Below are 19,073 nucleotides of genomic sequence, written 5' to 3' on the forward strand. Positions count from 1 at the left end.
AGCTTGCTCGCGATCTTTTAAAGATCAAAAGATCGCGAGCAAGCTCGCTCCTACAAGGGATTAGAGAGGAGTTTCAAGGTGATTTTGATTGAACACATTCTGGGCAATGCCAAGAAAGACCCGGCCTGGAAGCAAAAACTGCAAGGCGCCAACATTGATGTGCTGATCCTCGATCAGCGTGAAGCGCAAAAAAGCCGCTGCCGCCGCACCAGCGTCGGCGGGCTTGACCTCGGGATCTCGCTGGACCGCAACGTGGTGCTGGCTGACGGCGACGTACTGATGTGGGATGAGCCCACCCGGCATGCCGTGGTGGTGCAGCTCAACCTGCGCGACGTGATGGTCATTGATTTGAGAGAACTCAAGCAGCAACCCCTGGACGTGCTGATCAAGACCAGCTTCGAACTCGGGCATGCCCTGGGCAACCAGCACTGGAAGGCCGTGACCAAAAACAACGAGGTGTACATCCCGCTCACAGTGGAAACCAAGATGATGGATTCGGTGATGCGCACCCATGGCTTTGAGCACCTGCCCTACGCCTTTGTCAGCGGTGCCGCCGTGCTGCCCAACCTCACCCCTTCTGAAGCGCGCCTGCTGTTTGGCGGCGCCGAAGAAACCGCCACCCACGTTCATGTGGCCAGCCCCCAGGACAAACTGGAAGCCGCCGCCCTGCAGATCAAAGGCCAATACCTGCATGACCCGCACAGCCATAGCCATGACAACGGCCTGACGTTTCACAGCCATGACGCTAAGCACTAAACCCGGCATAAGGCGCTTTGGATGAACGCATCAGACCTGATTCGCATCATGCAGTTTGGCGACTCGGTATTGCCCGTCGGCGCCTTTTCGTTCTCGAACGGCGTGGAATCGGCGATTCAGACCGGCATCGTGCACGATGTCGACAGCCTCAAGGGGTTTGTCCTCACCGCCCTCAAACAGGCCGCCAGTTGTGACGGCATGGGCGTAGTCGCGGCGCACCGCGCCGCCGTGGCCGATGACCGTGACGCGATCCTGCGCGCCGACTGGGCGGTGAACAACCGCAAGCTCAATGAAGAAAGCCGGTTGATGGCCACCCGCATGGGCAAAAAACTCGCCGAAATGTCGATCCATGTGGTGGAAAAACCACTGGTGCGCTGGTGGCTCGAAAACATCAAGGCCGGACATGCCGCCGGCACCTACCCCGTCACCCAGGCCGTGGTCATGTCGACCCAGGGCATCGGTGCCCGAGAAGTGGTGGTGATGCACCAGTACGGGGTGGCCATGACCATCCTCAGCGCGGCCATGCGCCTGATGCGGGTCACCCACCTCGACACCCAGCGCATTTTGTTTGAACTGAACCATGACATCGAAACCTTCTGCGACATCGCAGAAATCGGCGACATCGAGCAAATGTCGTCGTATGTACCCATCGTCGACGTACTGGCGGCAGTCCACGTCAAAGCCCATGTGCGTTTGTTCATGAACTGAATCCGTTGCACTTTCCAAGGAAGAGCCTGTGAAAAAGATTACCCGTATTGGTATTGGCGGCCCGGTCGGCTCCGGCAAAACCGCCGTCATTGAAGTGATCACCCCGATCCTGATCCAGCGTGGCTACAAACCGCTGATCATCACCAACGACATCGTCACCACCGAAGACGCCAAACAGGTCAAGCGCACGCTCAAGGGCATCCTCGACGAAGACAAGATACTTGGCGTTGAAACCGGCGCCTGCCCGCACACGGCGGTGCGTGAGGACCCGAGCATGAACATCGCCGCGGTCGAAGAGATGGAAGAGAAGTTCCCGAACAGCGACCTGATCATGATCGAGAGCGGCGGCGATAACCTGACCCTGACCTTCAGCCCCGCCCTGGCCGACTTTTATATCTACGTGATCGACGTCGCCGAAGGCGAGAAAATCCCCCGCAAGAACGGCCCCGGCCTGGTGCAAGCGGACATTCTGATCATCAACAAGATCGACCTGGCGCCTTACGTGGGGGCGAGCCTGGAGGTCATGGAAAGCGACACCCAAGTGGTGCGCAGTGGCCGCCCTTACATCCTCACCAACTGCAAAACCGGGCATGGCATTGAAGCGCTGGTGGACATGATCGAACACATGTTCCTGTTCGCCCACAAACCCTCTGCCCCGACGACCAAGGCTGAGGTTACGGCATGACCGCGCAGAGCCAGATCGTGAACAACCCTTCACGGCTTCGTGCTCATTCACTCGGCTACGACGCCCCGGAACTCGCGCCGTACCAGGACGAACCCGTGCAGATGCACAGCGGCGCCGTCGGCAAAAGCGGCTACCTGCGCCTGGGCTTTGAGCAACGCGGCAAGCGCAGCGTGCTGGCGGACGTGGAGCGGCGCGTGCCGTCATTGGTGCAACGGGCCTTGTACTGGGACGAAGCACTGCCGCAACTGCCCTGCGTGACCATGATCTCGACCTCGGGTTGCGTGCTCCAGGGCGACCGTCTGGCCACCGATGTGAGCGTAGGCGTGGGCGCCTGCGGGCATGTCACCACCCAGTCGGCGACCAAAGTGCATTCCATGAACGCCAACTACGCCACGCAGGTTCAGCACCTGCGAATTGAAGAAAACGGCTACCTGGAGTTTATGCCCGACCCGCTGATCCCTCATCGCGATGCGCGGTTTATCACTGACACGCGCATCAGTATCCACCCGACGGCAACGGCCCTTTACTGCGAGACCTTGATGTCGGGGCGCAAGTATCACCATGTCGATGAGCGTTTCGGCTTTGATGTGTATTCCTCCCGGGTGTCCGCCGAAACCCTTGAGGGCAAGGAGCTGTTTGTCGAGAAATACGTGCTGGAGCCGAAAAAGCAGAGCCTGGACGCCGTCGGTGTCATGCAAACCTTTGACGTGTTCGCCAACGTGGTGTTGCTCACGCCCCAGGAACATCACGAGCGCATTGTCGAGCGCATCCCGGCCGTATTTGACAGGCAGGCGGGGCTGGCCAGCGGTGTCACACGTTTGCCCAATCAGTGCGGCTTAATCTTCAAAGTACTGGGCAATGACAGCGGCACCGTGAAAGCGCAAATCCGCGCGTTCTGGGCCGTCGCCCGTGAAGAGATCCTGGGCGTGACCTTGCCACCGCCCTTTTTGTGGAAGTAAACGCCGTTGACGGGAGTAGGTGAACACGGCTCCCAGCGGGGTTCGATGGAGACAGTCACTATGCACGCGGCGTTATCCAAGTGGTCGCAACTGGCAAACGGCAACACACTGCTGGGGTTTATTGACGTCACCCTGCGCGGCTGCGCGCAGGTGATGTTCCAGAACAACCCGCTGACCGGCTTGCTGTTTTTTGCCGCGATTTTTGTCGGGGCCTTTGCCGAAGGCAATCCGGCGGTCGCATTTGGCAGCGTGCTGGGCACCGTCGCGGCCACGTTTACCGGCATGCACCTCAAGGACCAGACGTCATGGAAAGCCGGTCTGTTCGGCTACAACGGCTGCCTGGTGGGCGTTGGCTTGCCGACGTTTCTGGAGGTCACGCCCATCGTCTGGCTGTGCATCATCCTCGGCGGCGTCATCTCGGTAATCGTCACCATCTGCATTGCCGACATTCTGAAAACCTGGAAAGTCGCGGCCCTGACGGCGCCCTTCGTTCTGGTGACCTGGACCATGCTGTTGGCCAGCTATGCCTTTGGCGGCCTGAACAGCCACGCACTGCCCCTGCCCAACCTGCCCCACGATCTGGTCGCGCACACGCCAGACCTGCTCGACGGCATCGACGTGTTCCATGCCACGTTCTACGGCATCTCCGAAGTGTTTCTGATTAGCACGGTAGTCAGCAGTTTATTATTTTTGGCCGGTCTGGCAGTGTCTTCGTTGTGGGCAGCGCTTTTTGGACTGGTGGGTTCATTACTGGCGGTGCTGGTGGCAACCCTGTTGCAGGGCGAGCAGTCAGCCATCAATAACGGCTTGTATGCGTTCAGTGCCGTGCTGACCGCCATCGCCCTGGGCTCAACCTTCAACAAGCCGCGCTTGCGGGTCCTGATCTACACGCTGATCGGTGTAATTTTCACTGTATTTGTGCAGGGTGCTTTGAATACTGTGTTGGCCCCTGTGGGCATCCCGACCCTGACCATGCCTTTTGTGCTCGCGTCGTGGTTATTTCTGGTGCCGAACAAGGACGTAATGCCCTCTCATCGTCAATAAGTGCAGTGTTTTGAGGAACAACAATGACCGCTATCGCTCACCCTTCCAGCCGTTCTGACACCAGCGATACCACAAGGCGGGCCATTTATTTACTGGTGGGCCTGGTGGTCGCCAACCTGCTCGCCTGGGCCTGGGCGTTTATCGAGTTCGGCAGCAACCCGGTACTGATGGGCACCGCGTTGCTGGCCTACGGCTTCGGGTTGCGCCATGCGGTGGATGCTGACCACATCGCGGCCATTGATAACGTCACGCGCAAATTGATGCAGCAAGGCAAGCGACCGATTGCCGTCGGTACGTGGTTCTCCCTCGGGCACTCGACCATTGTGGTGCTCGCCTCCTTTGCCATCGCCGCCACCGCCATGGCCTTCAAGGACGATATGGAGTGGTTCCATGAAACCGGCGGTTTGATCGGCACCCTGGTGTCTTCGGTGTTCCTGCTGCTGTTCGGCGTGCTCAACCTGGTGATCCTGCTGTCGGTGTACAAAAAGTTCAAACAGGTCAAGGCGGGCCACACCTTGCCCGCCGAAGAACTGGACCTGTTGGTGGTCAACAAGGGCGGGCTGATGGCACGCATCTTTGGCCGCCTGTTCAACCTGATCAATAAAAGCTGGCACATGTACCCGGTGGGGTTCCTGTTCGGCCTTGGCTTTGACACCGCCACCGAAGTCGGGCTGCTGGGTATCAGCGCCACCAGCGCCTCACAAGGCATCAACCTGTGGTCAATCATGGTGTTCCCGGTGCTGTTTGCCGCCGGTATGGCGCTGATCGACTCGCTCGACAACTTCGTGATGATCGGCGCCTATGGCTGGGCCTTCTCCAAGCCCGTGCGCAAGCTCTACTACAACATCACCATCACCGCCGCATCGGTGTTTGTCGCGTTGTTTATCGGCGGCGTCGAAGCGCTGGGCCTGATCGCTGACAAGCTGGAACTGAGCGGAGAAGTATGGGCGCCGATTGCGGCGCTTAACGACAACTTTGGAGGAATTGGCTACTGGATCATCGCCCTGTTCGTGCTCTGCTGGCTGATCTCGGGGCTCAACTACTACTTGCGAGGCTATGACCGACTGGGTGCCAGCGTCTAAGAGCACTTGTTAAACTGCGCGAAGCCAGAAAGGTCAGGTGCATTAACCTGACCTACACTCTTGAAACCGCTAAATAGACACGTCGTAGGAATTATGACTTTATTACAGGAAGTTAAATCGCGACTCTCGTTTGCGTATGGGGTGGCCTTGGTGGCTGCCATCAATGGGATGGCCCTGATTCTGCCGGTGCTGCAACGCGGCATCGCCCACTCTGATGCGGCGGGCGGTGTCTTTAACTCGTGGAAGGACGCCTTAAGCTTTTTGGCCTTGCTGGAAATCCCCGGATTTGTCGTCGGGTTTTTGCTGGTGCTAATGTCGATCGGCCTGTTGCTCAAGTCACGTATCAGTTGGTTTTTTTCACTGCTGTTATTGATCGCCACGGTCTGCGTCGATTTTTTCATCGTGAAAAAACCCAACGGCGTGGCCTACTACTCGTTGTTCACCATTGCCTTGCTGATTTTTTACTGGCGCCGCTTTGATCACCACAGCCTGGCCACCGGCAGCTTCTTTGCGATCGTCAGTATCGCCTCGCTGATTGTCTACAGCACCCTGGGCACGCTGTACCTGGGCGATCAGTTCACCCCCGAGGTCAACGACCTGCCTTCGGCGTTCTATTTCTCCATTGTGGTGATGTCGACCGTCGGTTTTGGCGACATCGTGCCGCACAGCACCGATGCCCGGCTCTTCACCGTGACGGTGATTATTCTGGGGATCACCATCTTCGCGGTGTCGGTGGCATCGATTGCCGGACCTCTGATCAGCAACAACATTCAACGCATTGTCAAAGGCAGGATTACCCACATGGCCCGCAAAAATCACTACATTCTGGTTGGCACTGGCTCACTGGCGCAAAACGTCTATTCCGGCCTGATTGATCGTGGCGAGCACGTCACCGTCATCAATGCCCCAGGCACCCAGCACGAGTTACCGGAAACCGCAGACGTCATCGAGGGTGACCCGTCTTCAACCGCGACCCTCAAACTGGCCGGTGCCGACGAGGCCAAATACATCGTCACCTTGCGTGAAAACGATGCAGAGAATGTGTTCACCATTCTGGCCGCCAAGGAAGTGGCCGGTGACACCACCAAAATCATCGCGCTGGTCAACGAAACCGAGAATATCCCCAAAGTCAAACGTGTGGCCCCGAACATGGTGCTGTCCTTGCCGTTGCTGGGCAGTGAACTGCTGGTGCGCACCCTGCAGGGCGATCAGATCGACAATAACCTGATCACCGAAATCTTCTTCGGCAAGCGCTCGTCGCTGTAACCAACCGCCCTTTCGAGCAGCCCGCAATGGCCTGGAACAAGGCCATTGAGGTGCCCCTCGCCCTGCCCGCGTAAAACTTAAAACCTGTCCTACACTCCCCCGAACCTCATAACGGACATGTGGTAGGTGGGAACCATGGCTTTATTACAGGAAGTTAAATCGCGACTCAGTTTTGCCTATGGCGTCGCACTGCTGGTGGCTATCAATGGCTGTGCGATGGTCCTGCCCGTGTTGCTGCGCTGGCTCACTCAGGCCGAAGCTGCGGGCAGCTCGTTTCATTCATGGAAAGAAGCCCTGGGCTTTTTCGCCTTGCTGGAAATCCCCGTGGTCATCACAGGCTGCGTGCTTGTACTGATGTCATTCGGGCTGCTGATCAAGTCGCGGATCAGTTGGTTCTTTGCCCTGCTGTTACTCCTGGCAGCGGTCTGCATCGACTTTTTCATAGAGAAAAAGCCCAACAACGTCACTTACCTTTCGTTAGTCAGCATCGCCGTGCTGTTTTATTACTGGCGACGGTTTGACCATTACAGCCTGGCCACCGGCAGCTTTTTTGCGATCGTCAGCCTGGCCTCGCTGACCGTTTACAGCACGCTGGGCACGCTGTACCTGGGGGAGCAGTTCGCACCGCCAGTCACCGACCTGACCACGGCGTTCTATTTCGCGCTTGAGGTCATGACCACCGTAGCCTTTGGCGACATCCTCCCGCACTCCACCGTGTCCCGGTATTTTTGCCTGACGGTGATTGTGCTGGGCATCACCCTGTTTGCCATTTCCCTGGCGTCTATCGTAGGGCCGCTGATCAGCAACAATATCCAGCGCATCATTAAAGGCCGGATGACCCACATGGCGCGCAAAAAGCACTACATCCTGGTGGGCGCCAGTTCATTGGCCCACAACGTCTACAAAGGCCTGACGGCACGTGGCGAGCATGTCACGGTGATCTGCACTCCGGGCAGCCAGCACGAGTTGCCAGACAAAGCCGACATCCTCGAGGGGGACCCGTCGGCCACCGCGACCCTCAAACTGGCGGACGCCGGTGCAGCCAAGTACATCGTCACCCTGTCGGACAGCGATGCACAAAACGTATTTACCATTTTGGCGGCCAAGGAAGTAGCCGGCGATAACACCAAGATCATTGCGCTGGTCAACGACACTCAGAACATCTCCAAGGTCAAACGCGTGAACCCGACCTTATTGCTGTCACTGCCGCTGCTGGGCAGTGAGTTGCTGATACGCACCTTGCAAGGTGACACCATCAACAACGACCTGATCACTGAAATGTTTTTCGGCAAGCGCACGTCTCTGGCGTAAAACGTGTGCTCAATAAAGAGTAAAGCGAGGCGGCGACACCCATCACCGCCTCGCTCTGCAAGCGGATCAAAGCTTCTTCAGGGTTTCCTGAGTGATGGCCTCAAGACCGTCTTCAGTAATCTTCTTCCAGTCCGAGTCGGTCACCACCTTGACGTTCTCGGTGACCAGGGTTTTCACGCTGTACTCAGGCGCGCCTGCGGGTTTGATCTGCAACAGGGACTGATTGCGTACGCCCTTGTCCAGCACCCCGTCGACGCCAGACCATGACCAGAACTCCAAGATGCGCACCTGCACCTTGCGCACATCGCCGCCCGTTGGCGTGCTCACCACCTCATACCCGGCCTGGCGATAAGCGCTGGCCACCGCATCACTCACCAACCCGGCCACCGTGCGGCCTTTGGGCAGCAGCACATCGCCAATGGCCCAGTTGAAGTTGTTGCGTTTACGCGCAATCGCCCGTTCGGTAATCGACTTGTCGTCGATCTCGCCGTGCTTCAGGGAAGGGATATCGAAACTGTCTGGCTTGACCTGGAAAACCCGCTCATCAACGGCACTGACAAACACCTTCTTGCCATTGCTCGGAGCAGGCGTTTGAGTATTGCCCGGCGGCAAAACATCCACGTCCACCTCTGCCCGGTTGGTGGCGCAACCGGCCAGCAATACCAACGCTACAACGCCCAAAAATCTGCGAACCATCTTCATTACTCCCTTTCTTTATGTGCCTTCATTGGCACGGCCAAAAACTGGCCAAAAGGGAGTGTAGAAGACCGAACGCAGTTGGGCGTTATTGACTCAGGCTTTGGCCGCCATGGCGGTCACTTCCACGCGCATGCCTTCTACCGCCAGAGCGGCCACGCCAACAGCAGCACGCACCGGCCACGGCTTGGCGAAAAAGCGTTTGTAGACTTCGTTGAACGCCGCGCGGTCGGCCATATCAGTCAGGTAAATCGTCAGGTGCAACACCCGGTCCATCGAACTGCCAGCCTTTTCCAGGGCAACCTTGAGCGCCTGCAACGTGCACTCGCTTTGCTCAGTGATCCCGCCCAGCTCCAAGCTGCCGTCAGCACGGGTCGGGATCTGCGTGGAGACCAGAATCCCGGCAAAACCGGCAACATCGGAAGAGATGGAATCGGCGTCTGGATCAGGGGTGAAGGTAATGTCTTGGTGGGCCATGTGAGTCTCTGGGTCAGGGTGAATAAAAATCTTCAGGTCTTGCTCATGCCCAGGCAATTCAGGCCTTGGGCAGTCAGTCGGTATTTCTGTACCGGGCTGCGCGGCGAAAGCGGATCCGTCATTTCAACGAGCCCGGCGGTCAACGCAGGTGACAAATAGTTGCTGCGAAAGGTTGCCCGATGAGTCAGCCCCAACAGAGGCATCAACTCAGCCGTTTTCAACCCCGTGCTGCCTTTTAATGCGTCAAGCAAGCGGATTACATGACGGCTTACTTGATCGGTTACTTGGTCGGTTACTTGGTCGGTCTGTTCTGCATTCAACAAGGCCTGCTGCAAGGCTTGCAGCATAAACTCCACAAAGGGTGTGGCCTGCGCTTGTTGATCGGCAGCCAGCAGCGCGGCGTAATAAGCCTCTTGCTGTTCGCAAATCACGCTTTCCACCGGCAGCCAGGCCAACACCGGGCGCCATTGACTGAGGATCAGTGTTTGCCATAAACGGCCCATACGACCGTTGCCATCAGCGAACGGATGAATAAATTCAAACTCGTAATGAAAGACGCAACTGGCGATCAAGGGGTGAAGCTCCGTCACCGCAAGCCAGGCCAGCAGATCATCAATGAGTGTTGCCACCCGACTCGGCGGCGGCGCCATGTGTACCAGCTTGTCACCGCGGTAAATCCCAACGCCACCTCGACGAAATTGGCCTGCGTCGTCAATCAACCCCAGCATCAACAACCGATGAGCCGCCAGCACATCAGCACGCGATGACGGACGCCAATCAGGCATGGCTTCATAGGCCGCAAACGCATTGCGGACCTCCTGAATTTCACGGGGCAAACCCAACACGCGTTTACCTTCCAGTACGGCCGTGACTTGCTCGACACTCAGGGTGTTGTTTTCAATCGCCAACGAAGCCTGGATGGTGCGGATCCGGTTACCCCGCCGCAGCTGCGGTGTCAGGGTCGCAGCGTGCAACGCCGACAACCGGCCAATCTGCTCGCTGATCTCGGCCACCAGCCCGAGCATCGGCAGAGTCAGCGACAGTGGTGGCTGGTAGCGGCTCATTGTTGATCCATCATGGGAGTATTCCGGTGGGCAATGCGTGGCCTCATTAAAAACTAAAACTCCGCCTCACGTCTGGCTAACTTAACCAACCGCCGCGCTGGCTTGTTCTGCGGCGAGGGCGAGTTTAACACTGGGGCGCGCTGTAGGCGGCAATCGACGGGCCGGGTAAAATGCGCCCAGAGCAAGATCTGCACACGCAATAAAACCGTAGGAGCGAGCTTGCCTCGCGATCTTTTGATGTTGATCGCAGCCTTCGTTCCTCGTCAGCGACTACAGTCGCTGGAGATCACAAAAGCTGAAACACCGCTGACATCTCTTTGAGCTAAGTTGGCGGGCCTCTATCTTGCCGCTCCCGGACTTGCCCTCGCCCATGATTGTTGTTACCAGCGGCTCTGCCTACCTCGATATCGATGCTTACGCGGGATGTATTGCTTTCGCCCAGTTGCTTAACCTGCAAGGCCTTGCGGCCAAGGCGATCAGCAATGCCCCGCTCAACCAGAGCATCAGCCAGACCCTTCGCGAGTGGCCCGTTGCCCTAGATGCGCACGATGCCACTGAGCACGATCATTTCGTGATGATCGACATCAGTGACCCCAGCCATTTCGATACCTGTGTCGATGCACAGCGTGTGGTTGAAGTGATCGACCATCACCCGGGCTTTGAGTCGTATTGGCAAGAGCGGCTGGGCCCCCAGGCCGCCATCGAAGCTGTCGGCGCCGCCTGCACGCAGGTGTATGAGCGCTGGGTCGAAGCCGGTCTGTTCCACGCAATGAATCCAGGCACCGCCGCCTTGCTGGCCAGTGCGATTCTCGATAACACCCTGAACCTCAAGGGCCAGATCACCACTGCCCGCGATCAGCAGGCCTACGCAGCGCTGGCCGACAAGGCAGGATTGGCTCAGGACTGGCCAGCCCGTTACTTCAGTGAATGCCAGACCGCGATCGAGCATGACCTGCCTGCGGCGATCAACAAAGATCTCAAGCGCATGGATGCTCAATTGCCGCTGCCACGGGTGATCGGGCAGCTCACAGTATGGAATACGCAGCACCTGTTGCAGACACAGCGGGCAACGCTGGTATCGACCCTGCAAGCCCATGAGCCGGACTGGCTGCTCAACCTGATCAGCATCGAAGAACACTGCAGCTACCTGTTGGTCGGCAGCCCGGCCAGCGCCGCGCACCTCGCTGAGTTGCTCGACGTTACCTTTGTCGAGCAACTGGCCAAGGTGCCCGGCGCACTGCTGCGCAAGCAAATCCTGCGCGAGGCGTTGAAATTCGCCGACAAGCCATTGAGCGAGTGATCGACGATCAGCAGAAAGTGATTTACTCCTTAAAAAAAATAACTACGCGTTTCGACAGGTTATTTAGGGTATATGGAAAGATCTCGGCCTGTAGGAGCTGCCGAAGGCTGCGATCTTTTGATGTGGCGTCAAACCCCACTGTTCCCCCCAAAAGCGTGATCACCGTTCTTCGGTGTTTAATCACAAAGGTCAGAATCGGGATATTTCAATTGCCAAGATCAAAAGATCGCAGCCTTCGGCAGCTCCTACGCGAATGGGGGCGATCTTTTGACCTGACGTTAAATCCAGATGGCATCCCACAATGGGTAATCACCCACCTTTTGCACCAGACCGGCACGAATCGGGTTCATAACGATGTATCGAGCAATCATTTTCAAATCTTCTTCGCGGCGCACAGCGCGATCATGGTAGCCCCGCTGCCAGATCGCTCCGTGACCATTGATGGCCTTGCTGCTGCGTGATTTTACCCGGCACATCAGCTCTGCAAGGCTGCCCTGTTGCAGCTGTATCAACCAGTGAAAATGATCCGGCATGACCACCCAGGAAAGGGAAGCAACAAGCCCCGCAGTCTCGGCTTCACGAAATTGATTAACCAACAGACGCCCAATGCGCCAATCCTTGAACACAACCCTGCGCTGTTTGACCACCGAGGTCAGCACGTAAATCTGACCAGGCTGCGAAAAACGTCCTTTGCGTAATCGGCAGTTGCTTGCTTGTGTCGGCATTCCTTTGCCTTTTGATTTCCAGGAGTGCTTTGAAGCTTAGTACTGTGACTGTCTTCAGAATGGCTTGATGCGTTGCTGCATATATCCAAGATCAAAAGATCGCAGCCTTCGGCAATACCTACTGATTACCTGTTGGTCCCTACCCTCTATTTTTCATCCCCCACGCATTCCCCCCTTTCTCTCCCACCGCGTTCACCGCTACCCTTACCCGCTCGCAATGGCTCGAACACGCACAGGATTTTAATGGACACTTCTTCACTCCCACTCGCAGCACAGGCCAGCCAGGATAAAGCCGGCAACTGCGGACGCGTTCAGGTGATTGACCGTTCGATTGTCTTGCTCAGGACGCTGGCCCGGCTCAAGCAGGGCGCGTCGGCGCTGGAGCTGGCCAAGCTGACGGGAATTGATCGCACCACGATCCATCGTCTGCTCAAGACGCTCAATCACTGGAATCTGATCGAGTCGCACGCCGGTACGTACCGGATCGGCGCCGAGTCATTGATTTATTCGTCGGCTTATCTCAATCGCCTTAACCTGCGCAAGATCGCCCTGCCGTTCACCATTGAGCTGCAGCGTGTGATCGGTGACTTGCAGGCCATTGTCTCGCTGTCGATTCCGGTGGGTGATGAGGTGGTGTTGATTGAGCGGATGTGGACGCCATCGACGCCGCTGAATGTGATTGTCGATCTGGCGGATCAATTCCCTATCGACGGCAGCCCCAGCGGACGGGCGATTCTGGCCACTTACAGCGCCGAGCAAGCGCACGGTTTACTCGGTGAAGAGCGTTGGCAACAGATCGATCGAGCCTTGCAAAAGATCCGCAGCGAGCAGGACTTTGCCTTCGGCCACGAAGAGTTCAAACCGGGCTTGCACTCGATTGCCTACCCGATTCGCCCGGCCAACGGCCATGCCGTCGGGGCGCTGGTCATCGCCGGGCTGGCCATGGAAGAACAAACCCACCCCGGCTCTGAGCTGGCCAGCCATCTACGCCGTACCTGTCAGGGCATTGCTGCGCAAATGGCGCCCAACTAACACTGCACACGCTCAGCCCAGTTGCTCAAGCAACCGGTTGAGCTGGACCTTGCCGTAGTGTGAACGCGGCAAGGTCTCCACGAAGTACACGTGGCGCGGCACTTTGAAACGCGACAACACTTGCTGGCAATGGCTTTGCAGTTGCTCACTGGAAGGCGCAGCACCGGGTTTGAGCACGACTGCGGCGCATACCCGCTCGCCCCACTCCAGATCGGCCTGGCCAAACACATGGGCATCCGCCACCTGCGGATGGTTCAGCAGGCACTCGATGACTTCACCCGGCTGGATGCTTTTACCGCCACTGCGGATGATTTCCTTGCTGCGGCCCATGACCTGCAAATAACCATCAGCGCGGATCCGGCCCAGGTCGCCGCTGCGCAGCCAGCCCTCTTCCAGCACCTGCGCAGTCAATTCGGGCTGCTGCCAGTAACCCGCCATTAACTGCGGACCCGCCAGCATGATTTCACCCATGCCCTGGTCATCAGGCCGGTCGATTCGCAGCCCCGCAGCAAACACCGGGCGCCCGACCAGCCCTTCGGCGCTCTCACCGTCGCGGCGCAACTGGCCCATTTGTGCGGCCGACAAATAACAGGTCCAGGGGGCTTCGGTCATGCCGTACAACACACTCAAGCGCGGCCCGAACAACTCACAGGCATCGTCCAGAACCGAGGGCGCGATGGCGGCCGCACCGATGTCGATGCTCTTCAACGCGCTCAGGTCCGGGTAAGCCAGGCGCGGCTCACGCAGTACCCGCAACAATTGTGTCGGCACCAACGAACTGAAGGTCGCACGGTGCTGCTGCAACTGGCCAACAAAGGTAGAGGCCTCAAAACGCTCAGCCAGCACCAACTGCCCACCACTGAGCACATGGGCCAGCAATGCCACCGCCGCAATCGGCCACAGCGGCCGCACGTTCAGCAGTACATCACCGGGCAAGGCCGCGCGGGCCATGACGATGTTCTGCAACACCGCACACAGGCTGGCGTGGGTGTGCATGACCGCCTTCGGCGCGCCGGTGGTGCCGCCGGTGTAGTTCAACGACGCCAGCTCCGTGCGCGCCCGGGCAACCCGCAGCGGTGCATCGGCCATGCCAGGAACACTCACCGCGTCCAGCGGCAGGCAGACCACGCCCTGCTCCACCAGCGCAGCCGCCACGTGAGCATGACCATTGCCGAACAGCAGCAAACGCGCGCCAGCATCGTTGATCTGCGCCAGCAATTCGCCCGATGCCAGCGACGGATCCAGCGGCACGCGGACCCGGCCATGGGCCATGCAGCCGTAATCGGCCAGCAGATAATCCAGGCTGGTATCGGCCAACAGGGCAACCCGCTCGTCCGCACCGACGCCCAACTTGGCCAGCCCGGCCGCGAAGTCATCAAGGGCCTGATCGAGCTCGGCAAAGGTCAGCTCACGAGCGCTGCGCAGGTCTTTGATCGCCAGCGCCTGCGGCCATTTGCGGGCAGCCTGGGTAAACAGTGTGCTGATGTCCATGCTCACCACCCACTGAGGACGATGCGGCCATTGACCTGCCGATTTTCGAGCAAGGCGTGGGCCTGAGCCACTTCGGTAAACGGCAGCACCCGGTCGATCAGAGGCCGGACCTGACCGGCTGCAATCATTGCCAGCGCCGTGCGCAAATCCTCCAGCGTGGCGCTGCCGGAGCCGAGCAGGCTCAGGCGTCGGCCAATCAACAGCCCCGGCGACACCGGCACAGTGCCCGGCTGCACATTGCCCAGCACCACCACGCGCCCGCCCATCGCCATGCTGCGCAAGGTGTCGTGCAAGGTGTGGCCGACGTTCTCCATCGCCACGTCGACACCCTGGCGCCCGGTCAGTTGCCAGACGGCGGCGCTGTAGCCTTCGCTGCCCGCCACCACCACGTCATGGGCGCCCAAGGTACGCAAAAAGTCCACTTTGTCAGCGCTGCCAGTCACTGCTATCACCCGCGCGCCCAGCGAGCGCGCCAGTTGTAATTGATGCGCACCCAACCCGCCGCTGGCGCCGTTGATCAATACCGTTTCACCCGGTTTGAGCTGTGCTTGCGACACCAGCGCACGCACGCTGGTGGCGATCGGGCAACATGCCAGGGCGGCATCGGCATAACCAATACTGTCCGGCAATTGCACCGCCGAGGCCGCAGGTACGCGCAGGTATTGGGCATACGCGCCTTCGGTGTCGACAGAGGGCAAGCCTAAAGCGCGGCACAAGTCCTGGCGCCCACGCAGGCAGTCACGGCACTGCCCGCAAAAACGTCGCTGGTACACCACCACGCGGCTGCCTACTTTCAAGTGATGCACTTGGGCACCTACTTCAACCACCTCACCCGACACTTCATGACCGAGCACCACACCGGTGTGCGCCCCCGGCAACTTGCCGGCGCGGTGCATCAAATCGTGATGACACACACCAGCGGCTTCAATGCGCACCAGCACTTCATGAGCGTCTGGCTGTGGCGTCGGCACCGTCTCAAGCTGCAACTGCTCGGGTCCACCGAAATCTTTTAGAACGATTGCTTTCATCTTTTATAACCATATGGAAGCACATAAGAATATGTTCATATAACAAACACATTGTTTGTATTGTGCACATGATTTAAGTTTTGCTCACTTTGACGCAGAGCTCAAGTGGCAATGCGTTTTCCTTAAAACGACACTGAATCGAAGCCATGACTGTCGAGTACGAAATAGTTGAAGACGGAGTTTTACTGGTCACGCTCAATCGCCCGGAACGCTTGAATGCCTTGAACGGTGCCGCCAAATTGGCCCTCGCGCAGGTCTGGCAGCGTGCGCAAGACGACTGCGCAGTGCGCGCCATCGTGCTGCGCGGTGCCGGTGAACGGGCCTTTTGCGCCGGTTCTGATCTCAAGGAAATTGCCGCCACGGGTGAGACTGTCAGTACACAGGTACTGGCCAATTCGCTGCCCGGCGTGGGCACCCCGTTGACCAAGCCAGTGATCGCCGCGTTGCAGGGCCATACCCTGGGCCTGGGCATCAGCCTGGCGATTCATTGCGATTTCCGTATTGCCCGGCACGACACCCGCTTCAGCTTTCCCGAAGTCGGTCATGGCATGCTCTCTGGTTTCAGCACCGTCACCCTGCCCAGCCTGATCGGTGAAGCAGCGGCGCTGGATATCATGCTCAGCGCACGCCCGTTCGATGCCGCGCAGGCACTGGAACTGGGGCTGGTCAATGCTGTGGTCGACGACTCCATCGCCGCCGCACTGGACCTAGCCCGGCGTCTGGCAGCCCATGACTCACGCGCCATGCAATGGACCAAACGCTTGCTGTTGGCCGATCGCAATAACCGCCTGCAACAGCATCTGGCCTTGATCGACGAGGCCCGAACCGACGTAATGCAACCTCACTGACAGCCCCTAACACTTACTCGCCACCACGACCTGTCAGGAACACCCACCACCAGGAATGGAAAGCGGGCGCCAATCATTTTTGGAGCCTCACCATGTTTCGCCCACGTAAAAATTTGTGCCCCAAGCTGAGCCTGCTGACCGTCGGGATTCTCGGTCTGTATGCCAGCCAGCCTGCGCTCGCCGAAGAGTCGAGCACGCCTTCACTGCAAACCGTGGTGGTGACCGGTGCCCGTGACGGCGGCCGCACCGTGGCCAAGAGCCTTGCGCCGATTGACGTGATCAGCGCCGACGATTTGATGCGTTCGGGCAAACAAAACCTGCGCGATGCATTGGCTGCCGCGGTGCCGTCGTATACCAATGCCGCCGGATTTACCGGCGGCACCGGCTTGTCAGTAAAGTCCGCCACGCTGCGCGGACTGGGCGGCAACCATGTGTTGGTGCTGGTGAACGGCAAACGCCGCCATACCACCTCGCTGATCTTCGTCCAGACGGCGGCCACGGCCAGCGGCCAGTCGCCCACCGACCTGGACCTGATCCCGATTTCGGCGGTGGATCACATCGAAGTGCTGCGTGACGGCGCGGCTGCGCAATACGGCTCGGATGCGATTGCCGGGGTGATCAACATCATTCTTAAAAGCAACAGCTCGGGCGGCAGCGGCAGCGCCCTGTACGGCCAGTTCAAAGACCGCGTGGGCGGCAAAGGCAACTTCGGCGCACGCGGTCAGGCGTCGGTGAACCAGGGCTTTGAACTGCCCAACGATGGCTTTTTCAGCCTGAGTGCCGACCTCGGCATTCAAGACAACTCCAACGTGGCCGGGGCCGTACCGGAGCGCACCCGCATCTACTTCCCGGTCAACGGCCAGCCTGACCCACGGGAAAACGGTGAGAGCCGCTACCGCCAGATCATGGGCCAGCCGCGCTCGCAAACCTATAACCTGGCCTACAACATGGAGTTGCCGCTCAACGCGGACTACACGTTGTACTCGTTCTCCACTGCCAGCCATCGCAACTCAGAGAGCTGGGGCACCTACCGCACCGCAAGCTCACCGCAGAACATCGTCTCGGTGTACCCGGACGGTTTCTCGCCGCGCTTTGTGGTCGAAGAGGATGACTTCCAGACCGTGGTGGGCCTGCGCAACGACAACCTGTTCGGCTGGAAGTGGGACCTGAGCACCAGCTTCGGCCAGGACAACGCCAACATCCGCAATGAAAAGTCGATCAACCCGTCTTTCGGGCCCGACAGCCCGCGCAACATGGATGGCGGCAACCTGATTGCCAACCAGTGGACCAACAACCTCGACCTGACCCGCGCCTTTGACACCGGTCTGTTCGAGAAACCGCTAAACGTCTCGACCGGCCTTGAGTTCCGTCGCGAAGGCTTCGAGATCCAGTCCGGCGAACTGGCTTCTTATGGCGACGGCGGCTACGTGTTCCCGGTCGGCAGCCCGTTGGCAGGCCAGCGCCCCAACCCCGGTGCACCGGGCCTGACCGGCTTTACCCCGGCGGATGCGCATAACTATTCGCGCACCAACACCGCAGGCTACGTCGACTTCAGCCAGAGCCTGACCGACAAGTGGGATGCCAGTGTGGCCGGGCGTTTTGAGCATTACAGCGACTTTGGCGACACCGCCAGCGGCAAGCTCTCGACCCGCTATGCCTTCACCCCGCAATTTGCGATGCGCGGCACGGTGAGCAACGGTTTCCGGGCGCCGTCCTTGCAGCAGGAATACTACTCATCGTCGCTGACAGCCTGGCGCGCCAACACCCTCACCGGCCAACTGGAACAGAACGTGACCCGTTACGTGACCGTCGATGATCCGGCCGGTCAGGCCTTGGGCGCCAAAGCCCTAAAGCCGGAAAAATCGATGAACTACAGCGTCGGCTTTGTCGCCACGCCAACCTCCAACCTGGACATTACCGTCGACCTGTACCAGATCGACATCAACAACCGCATCCTGCAAACCAGCAACCTGCAAGGCACGGCCGTGTCCAACCTGCTGGCAAGCAAAGGCCTGGACCCGAACCAGATCGTCTCGTATTTCGGCAACCTGGCCGACACCCGCACCCGCGGGATCGACCTGGTGGCCGACTACCGCTACGACTTCGGCCAGTACGGCAAGGTCAAGTGGACCCTGCTCAGCAACCAGAGCTTGCAGACCGTGCGCAAAGTCAAGGAACCCGCCGCACTGGCCGGCACCGGCGTGACCGCCGTGGGCCGCGACAAGATCGGCAACCTGACCACCGCCTACCCGAAAAACGTCACCTCGTTGAACACCGCGTGGCAACTGGGCGACTTCGACGTCAACCTCAAAGAAACCCACTACACCGGCGTCACCGGCCTGAACCAGGTGTCGCCGACCCGCGACGAAAAAATCGACCCGGCGTTTATCACCGACCTGAGCGTGGGCTACTGGCTGAGTGACGCGGTGAAGCTGACCGTGGGCGGCGAAAACATCTTCAACCGTCGCCCGCAGCAGCTCAACGACGAAGCCAAGAAGTACTACTTCGCCCCCACCGACAACCCGACCTACAGCTGGTACTCACCCTATGGTCTGGACGGCGCGTACTACTTCGCCAAAGTCGACGTGAGCTGGTAATTGC

18 protein-coding genes are annotated in these 19,073 nt (G+C 59.0%); 12 read left to right on the forward strand and 6 right to left on the reverse strand.

All coding sequences use genetic code 11. The features are described from left to right. Positions 1 to 78 precede the first annotated feature (78 nt). From AAEZ03_RS20975 to kch (AAEZ03_RS21010), 8 genes are all read left to right on the forward strand, one after another. A complete protein-coding gene (locus tag AAEZ03_RS20975) occupies positions 79 to 756 on the forward strand; it encodes an urease accessory protein UreE (protein WP_273222466.1) in 678 nt (225 codons plus the stop codon). Positions 757 to 777: 21 nt separating this feature from the next. Continuing rightward, positions 778 to 1,464, forward strand: a complete 687-nt coding sequence (locus AAEZ03_RS20980; RefSeq protein ID WP_123752114.1) for an urease accessory protein UreF — start codon at positions 778 to 780, stop codon at positions 1,462 to 1,464. A gap of 28 nt (positions 1,465 to 1,492) precedes the next feature. Beyond that, positions 1,493 to 2,149, forward strand: a complete 657-nt coding sequence (ureG, locus tag AAEZ03_RS20985; protein WP_278937598.1) for an urease accessory protein UreG — start codon at positions 1,493 to 1,495, stop codon at positions 2,147 to 2,149. Then, positions 2,146 to 3,108 carry an urease accessory protein UreD gene (locus tag AAEZ03_RS20990; RefSeq protein ID WP_350581272.1) on the forward strand — a complete coding sequence of 321 codons (963 nt, stop codon included), beginning with the start codon at positions 2,146 to 2,148 and terminating at the stop codon, positions 3,106 to 3,108. The genes ureG and AAEZ03_RS20990 overlap by 4 nt, the downstream gene beginning before the upstream one ends. Before the next feature lie 45 nt (positions 3,109 to 3,153). Further along, the gene (gene yut, locus AAEZ03_RS20995) at positions 3,154 to 4,152 is read left to right on the forward strand and encodes an urea transporter (protein ID WP_278937600.1); all 999 of its coding nucleotides are present in this window, start codon (positions 3,154 to 3,156) and stop codon (positions 4,150 to 4,152) included. A 23-nt stretch (positions 4,153 to 4,175) separates the two neighbouring features. Then, positions 4,176 to 5,234, forward strand: coding sequence for a HoxN/HupN/NixA family nickel/cobalt transporter (locus tag AAEZ03_RS21000; protein ID WP_350581275.1), 1,059 nt, complete (start codon positions 4,176 to 4,178; stop codon positions 5,232 to 5,234). 93 nt (positions 5,235 to 5,327) lie between these two features. Further along, positions 5,328 to 6,500: a voltage-gated potassium channel protein gene (gene kch, locus AAEZ03_RS21005; RefSeq protein ID WP_350581277.1), complete on the forward strand. Its 1,173-nt coding sequence runs from the start codon at positions 5,328 to 5,330 to the stop codon at positions 6,498 to 6,500. Between the two features lie 135 nt (positions 6,501 to 6,635). After that, a complete protein-coding gene (gene kch, locus AAEZ03_RS21010) occupies positions 6,636 to 7,811 on the forward strand; it encodes a voltage-gated potassium channel protein (RefSeq protein ID WP_350581279.1) in 1,176 nt (391 codons plus the stop codon). Between the two features lie 66 nt (positions 7,812 to 7,877). On the opposite strand, the gene AAEZ03_RS21015 is transcribed toward kch (AAEZ03_RS21010), so the two are convergent. From AAEZ03_RS21015 to AAEZ03_RS21025, 3 genes are all read right to left on the reverse strand, one after another. Continuing rightward, positions 7,878 to 8,507 carry a flagellar biosynthesis protein gene (locus AAEZ03_RS21015; RefSeq protein ID WP_262123599.1) on the reverse strand — a complete coding sequence of 210 codons (630 nt, stop codon included), beginning with the start codon at positions 8,505 to 8,507 and terminating at the stop codon, positions 7,878 to 7,880. Between the two features lie 96 nt (positions 8,508 to 8,603). Next, entirely contained in the window at positions 8,604 to 8,984 is a 381-nt protein-coding gene (locus tag AAEZ03_RS21020) for a RidA family protein (protein ID WP_048369212.1), read from the reverse strand. 32 nt (positions 8,985 to 9,016) lie between these two features. Beyond that, positions 9,017 to 10,048, reverse strand: coding sequence for a Fic family protein (locus AAEZ03_RS21025; RefSeq protein ID WP_350581282.1), 1,032 nt, complete (start codon positions 10,046 to 10,048; stop codon positions 9,017 to 9,019). A 370-nt stretch (positions 10,049 to 10,418) separates the two neighbouring features. Here AAEZ03_RS21025 and AAEZ03_RS21030 point away from each other — a divergent pair, with 370 nt between their 5' ends. Continuing rightward, a complete protein-coding gene (locus AAEZ03_RS21030; protein WP_350581283.1) occupies positions 10,419 to 11,348 on the forward strand; it encodes a DHH family protein in 930 nt (309 codons plus the stop codon). Positions 11,349 to 11,626: 278 nt separating this feature from the next. On the opposite strand, the gene AAEZ03_RS21035 is transcribed toward AAEZ03_RS21030, so the two are convergent. After that, positions 11,627 to 12,073: an REP-associated tyrosine transposase gene (locus AAEZ03_RS21035; RefSeq protein WP_350581285.1), complete on the reverse strand. Its 447-nt coding sequence runs from the start codon at positions 12,071 to 12,073 to the stop codon at positions 11,627 to 11,629. Positions 12,074 to 12,316: 243 nt separating this feature from the next. Between AAEZ03_RS21035 and AAEZ03_RS21040 the strand changes: the two genes are divergently transcribed. Continuing rightward, positions 12,317 to 13,105 carry an IclR family transcriptional regulator gene (locus AAEZ03_RS21040; RefSeq protein WP_350581287.1) on the forward strand — a complete coding sequence of 263 codons (789 nt, stop codon included), beginning with the start codon at positions 12,317 to 12,319 and terminating at the stop codon, positions 13,103 to 13,105. 12 nt (positions 13,106 to 13,117) lie between these two features. On the opposite strand, the gene AAEZ03_RS21045 is transcribed toward AAEZ03_RS21040, so the two are convergent. Together AAEZ03_RS21045 and AAEZ03_RS21050 are read right to left on the reverse strand one after the other, a co-directional pair. Then, a complete protein-coding gene (locus AAEZ03_RS21045; protein ID WP_350581289.1) occupies positions 13,118 to 14,596 on the reverse strand; it encodes a class I adenylate-forming enzyme family protein in 1,479 nt (492 codons plus the stop codon). 2 nt (positions 14,597 to 14,598) lie between these two features. Further along, positions 14,599 to 15,624, reverse strand: coding sequence for an alcohol dehydrogenase catalytic domain-containing protein (locus AAEZ03_RS21050; protein WP_048369224.1), 1,026 nt, complete (start codon positions 15,622 to 15,624; stop codon positions 14,599 to 14,601). Between the two features lie 146 nt (positions 15,625 to 15,770). Between AAEZ03_RS21050 and AAEZ03_RS21055 the strand changes: the two genes are divergently transcribed. Continuing rightward, positions 15,771 to 16,472 carry an enoyl-CoA hydratase/isomerase family protein gene (locus tag AAEZ03_RS21055; protein ID WP_123752102.1) on the forward strand — a complete coding sequence of 234 codons (702 nt, stop codon included), beginning with the start codon at positions 15,771 to 15,773 and terminating at the stop codon, positions 16,470 to 16,472. Between the two features lie 92 nt (positions 16,473 to 16,564). Continuing rightward, positions 16,565 to 19,069 carry a TonB-dependent receptor plug domain-containing protein gene (locus tag AAEZ03_RS21060; protein WP_350581292.1) on the forward strand — a complete coding sequence of 835 codons (2,505 nt, stop codon included), beginning with the start codon at positions 16,565 to 16,567 and terminating at the stop codon, positions 19,067 to 19,069. Positions 19,070 to 19,073: the final 4 nt, after the last annotated feature.

It is taken from the genome of Pseudomonas sp. HY2-MNA-CIBAN-0224 (assembly GCF_040310285.1).
Classification (GTDB): Bacteria; Pseudomonadota; Gammaproteobacteria; order Pseudomonadales; family Pseudomonadaceae; genus Aquipseudomonas; species Aquipseudomonas helleri.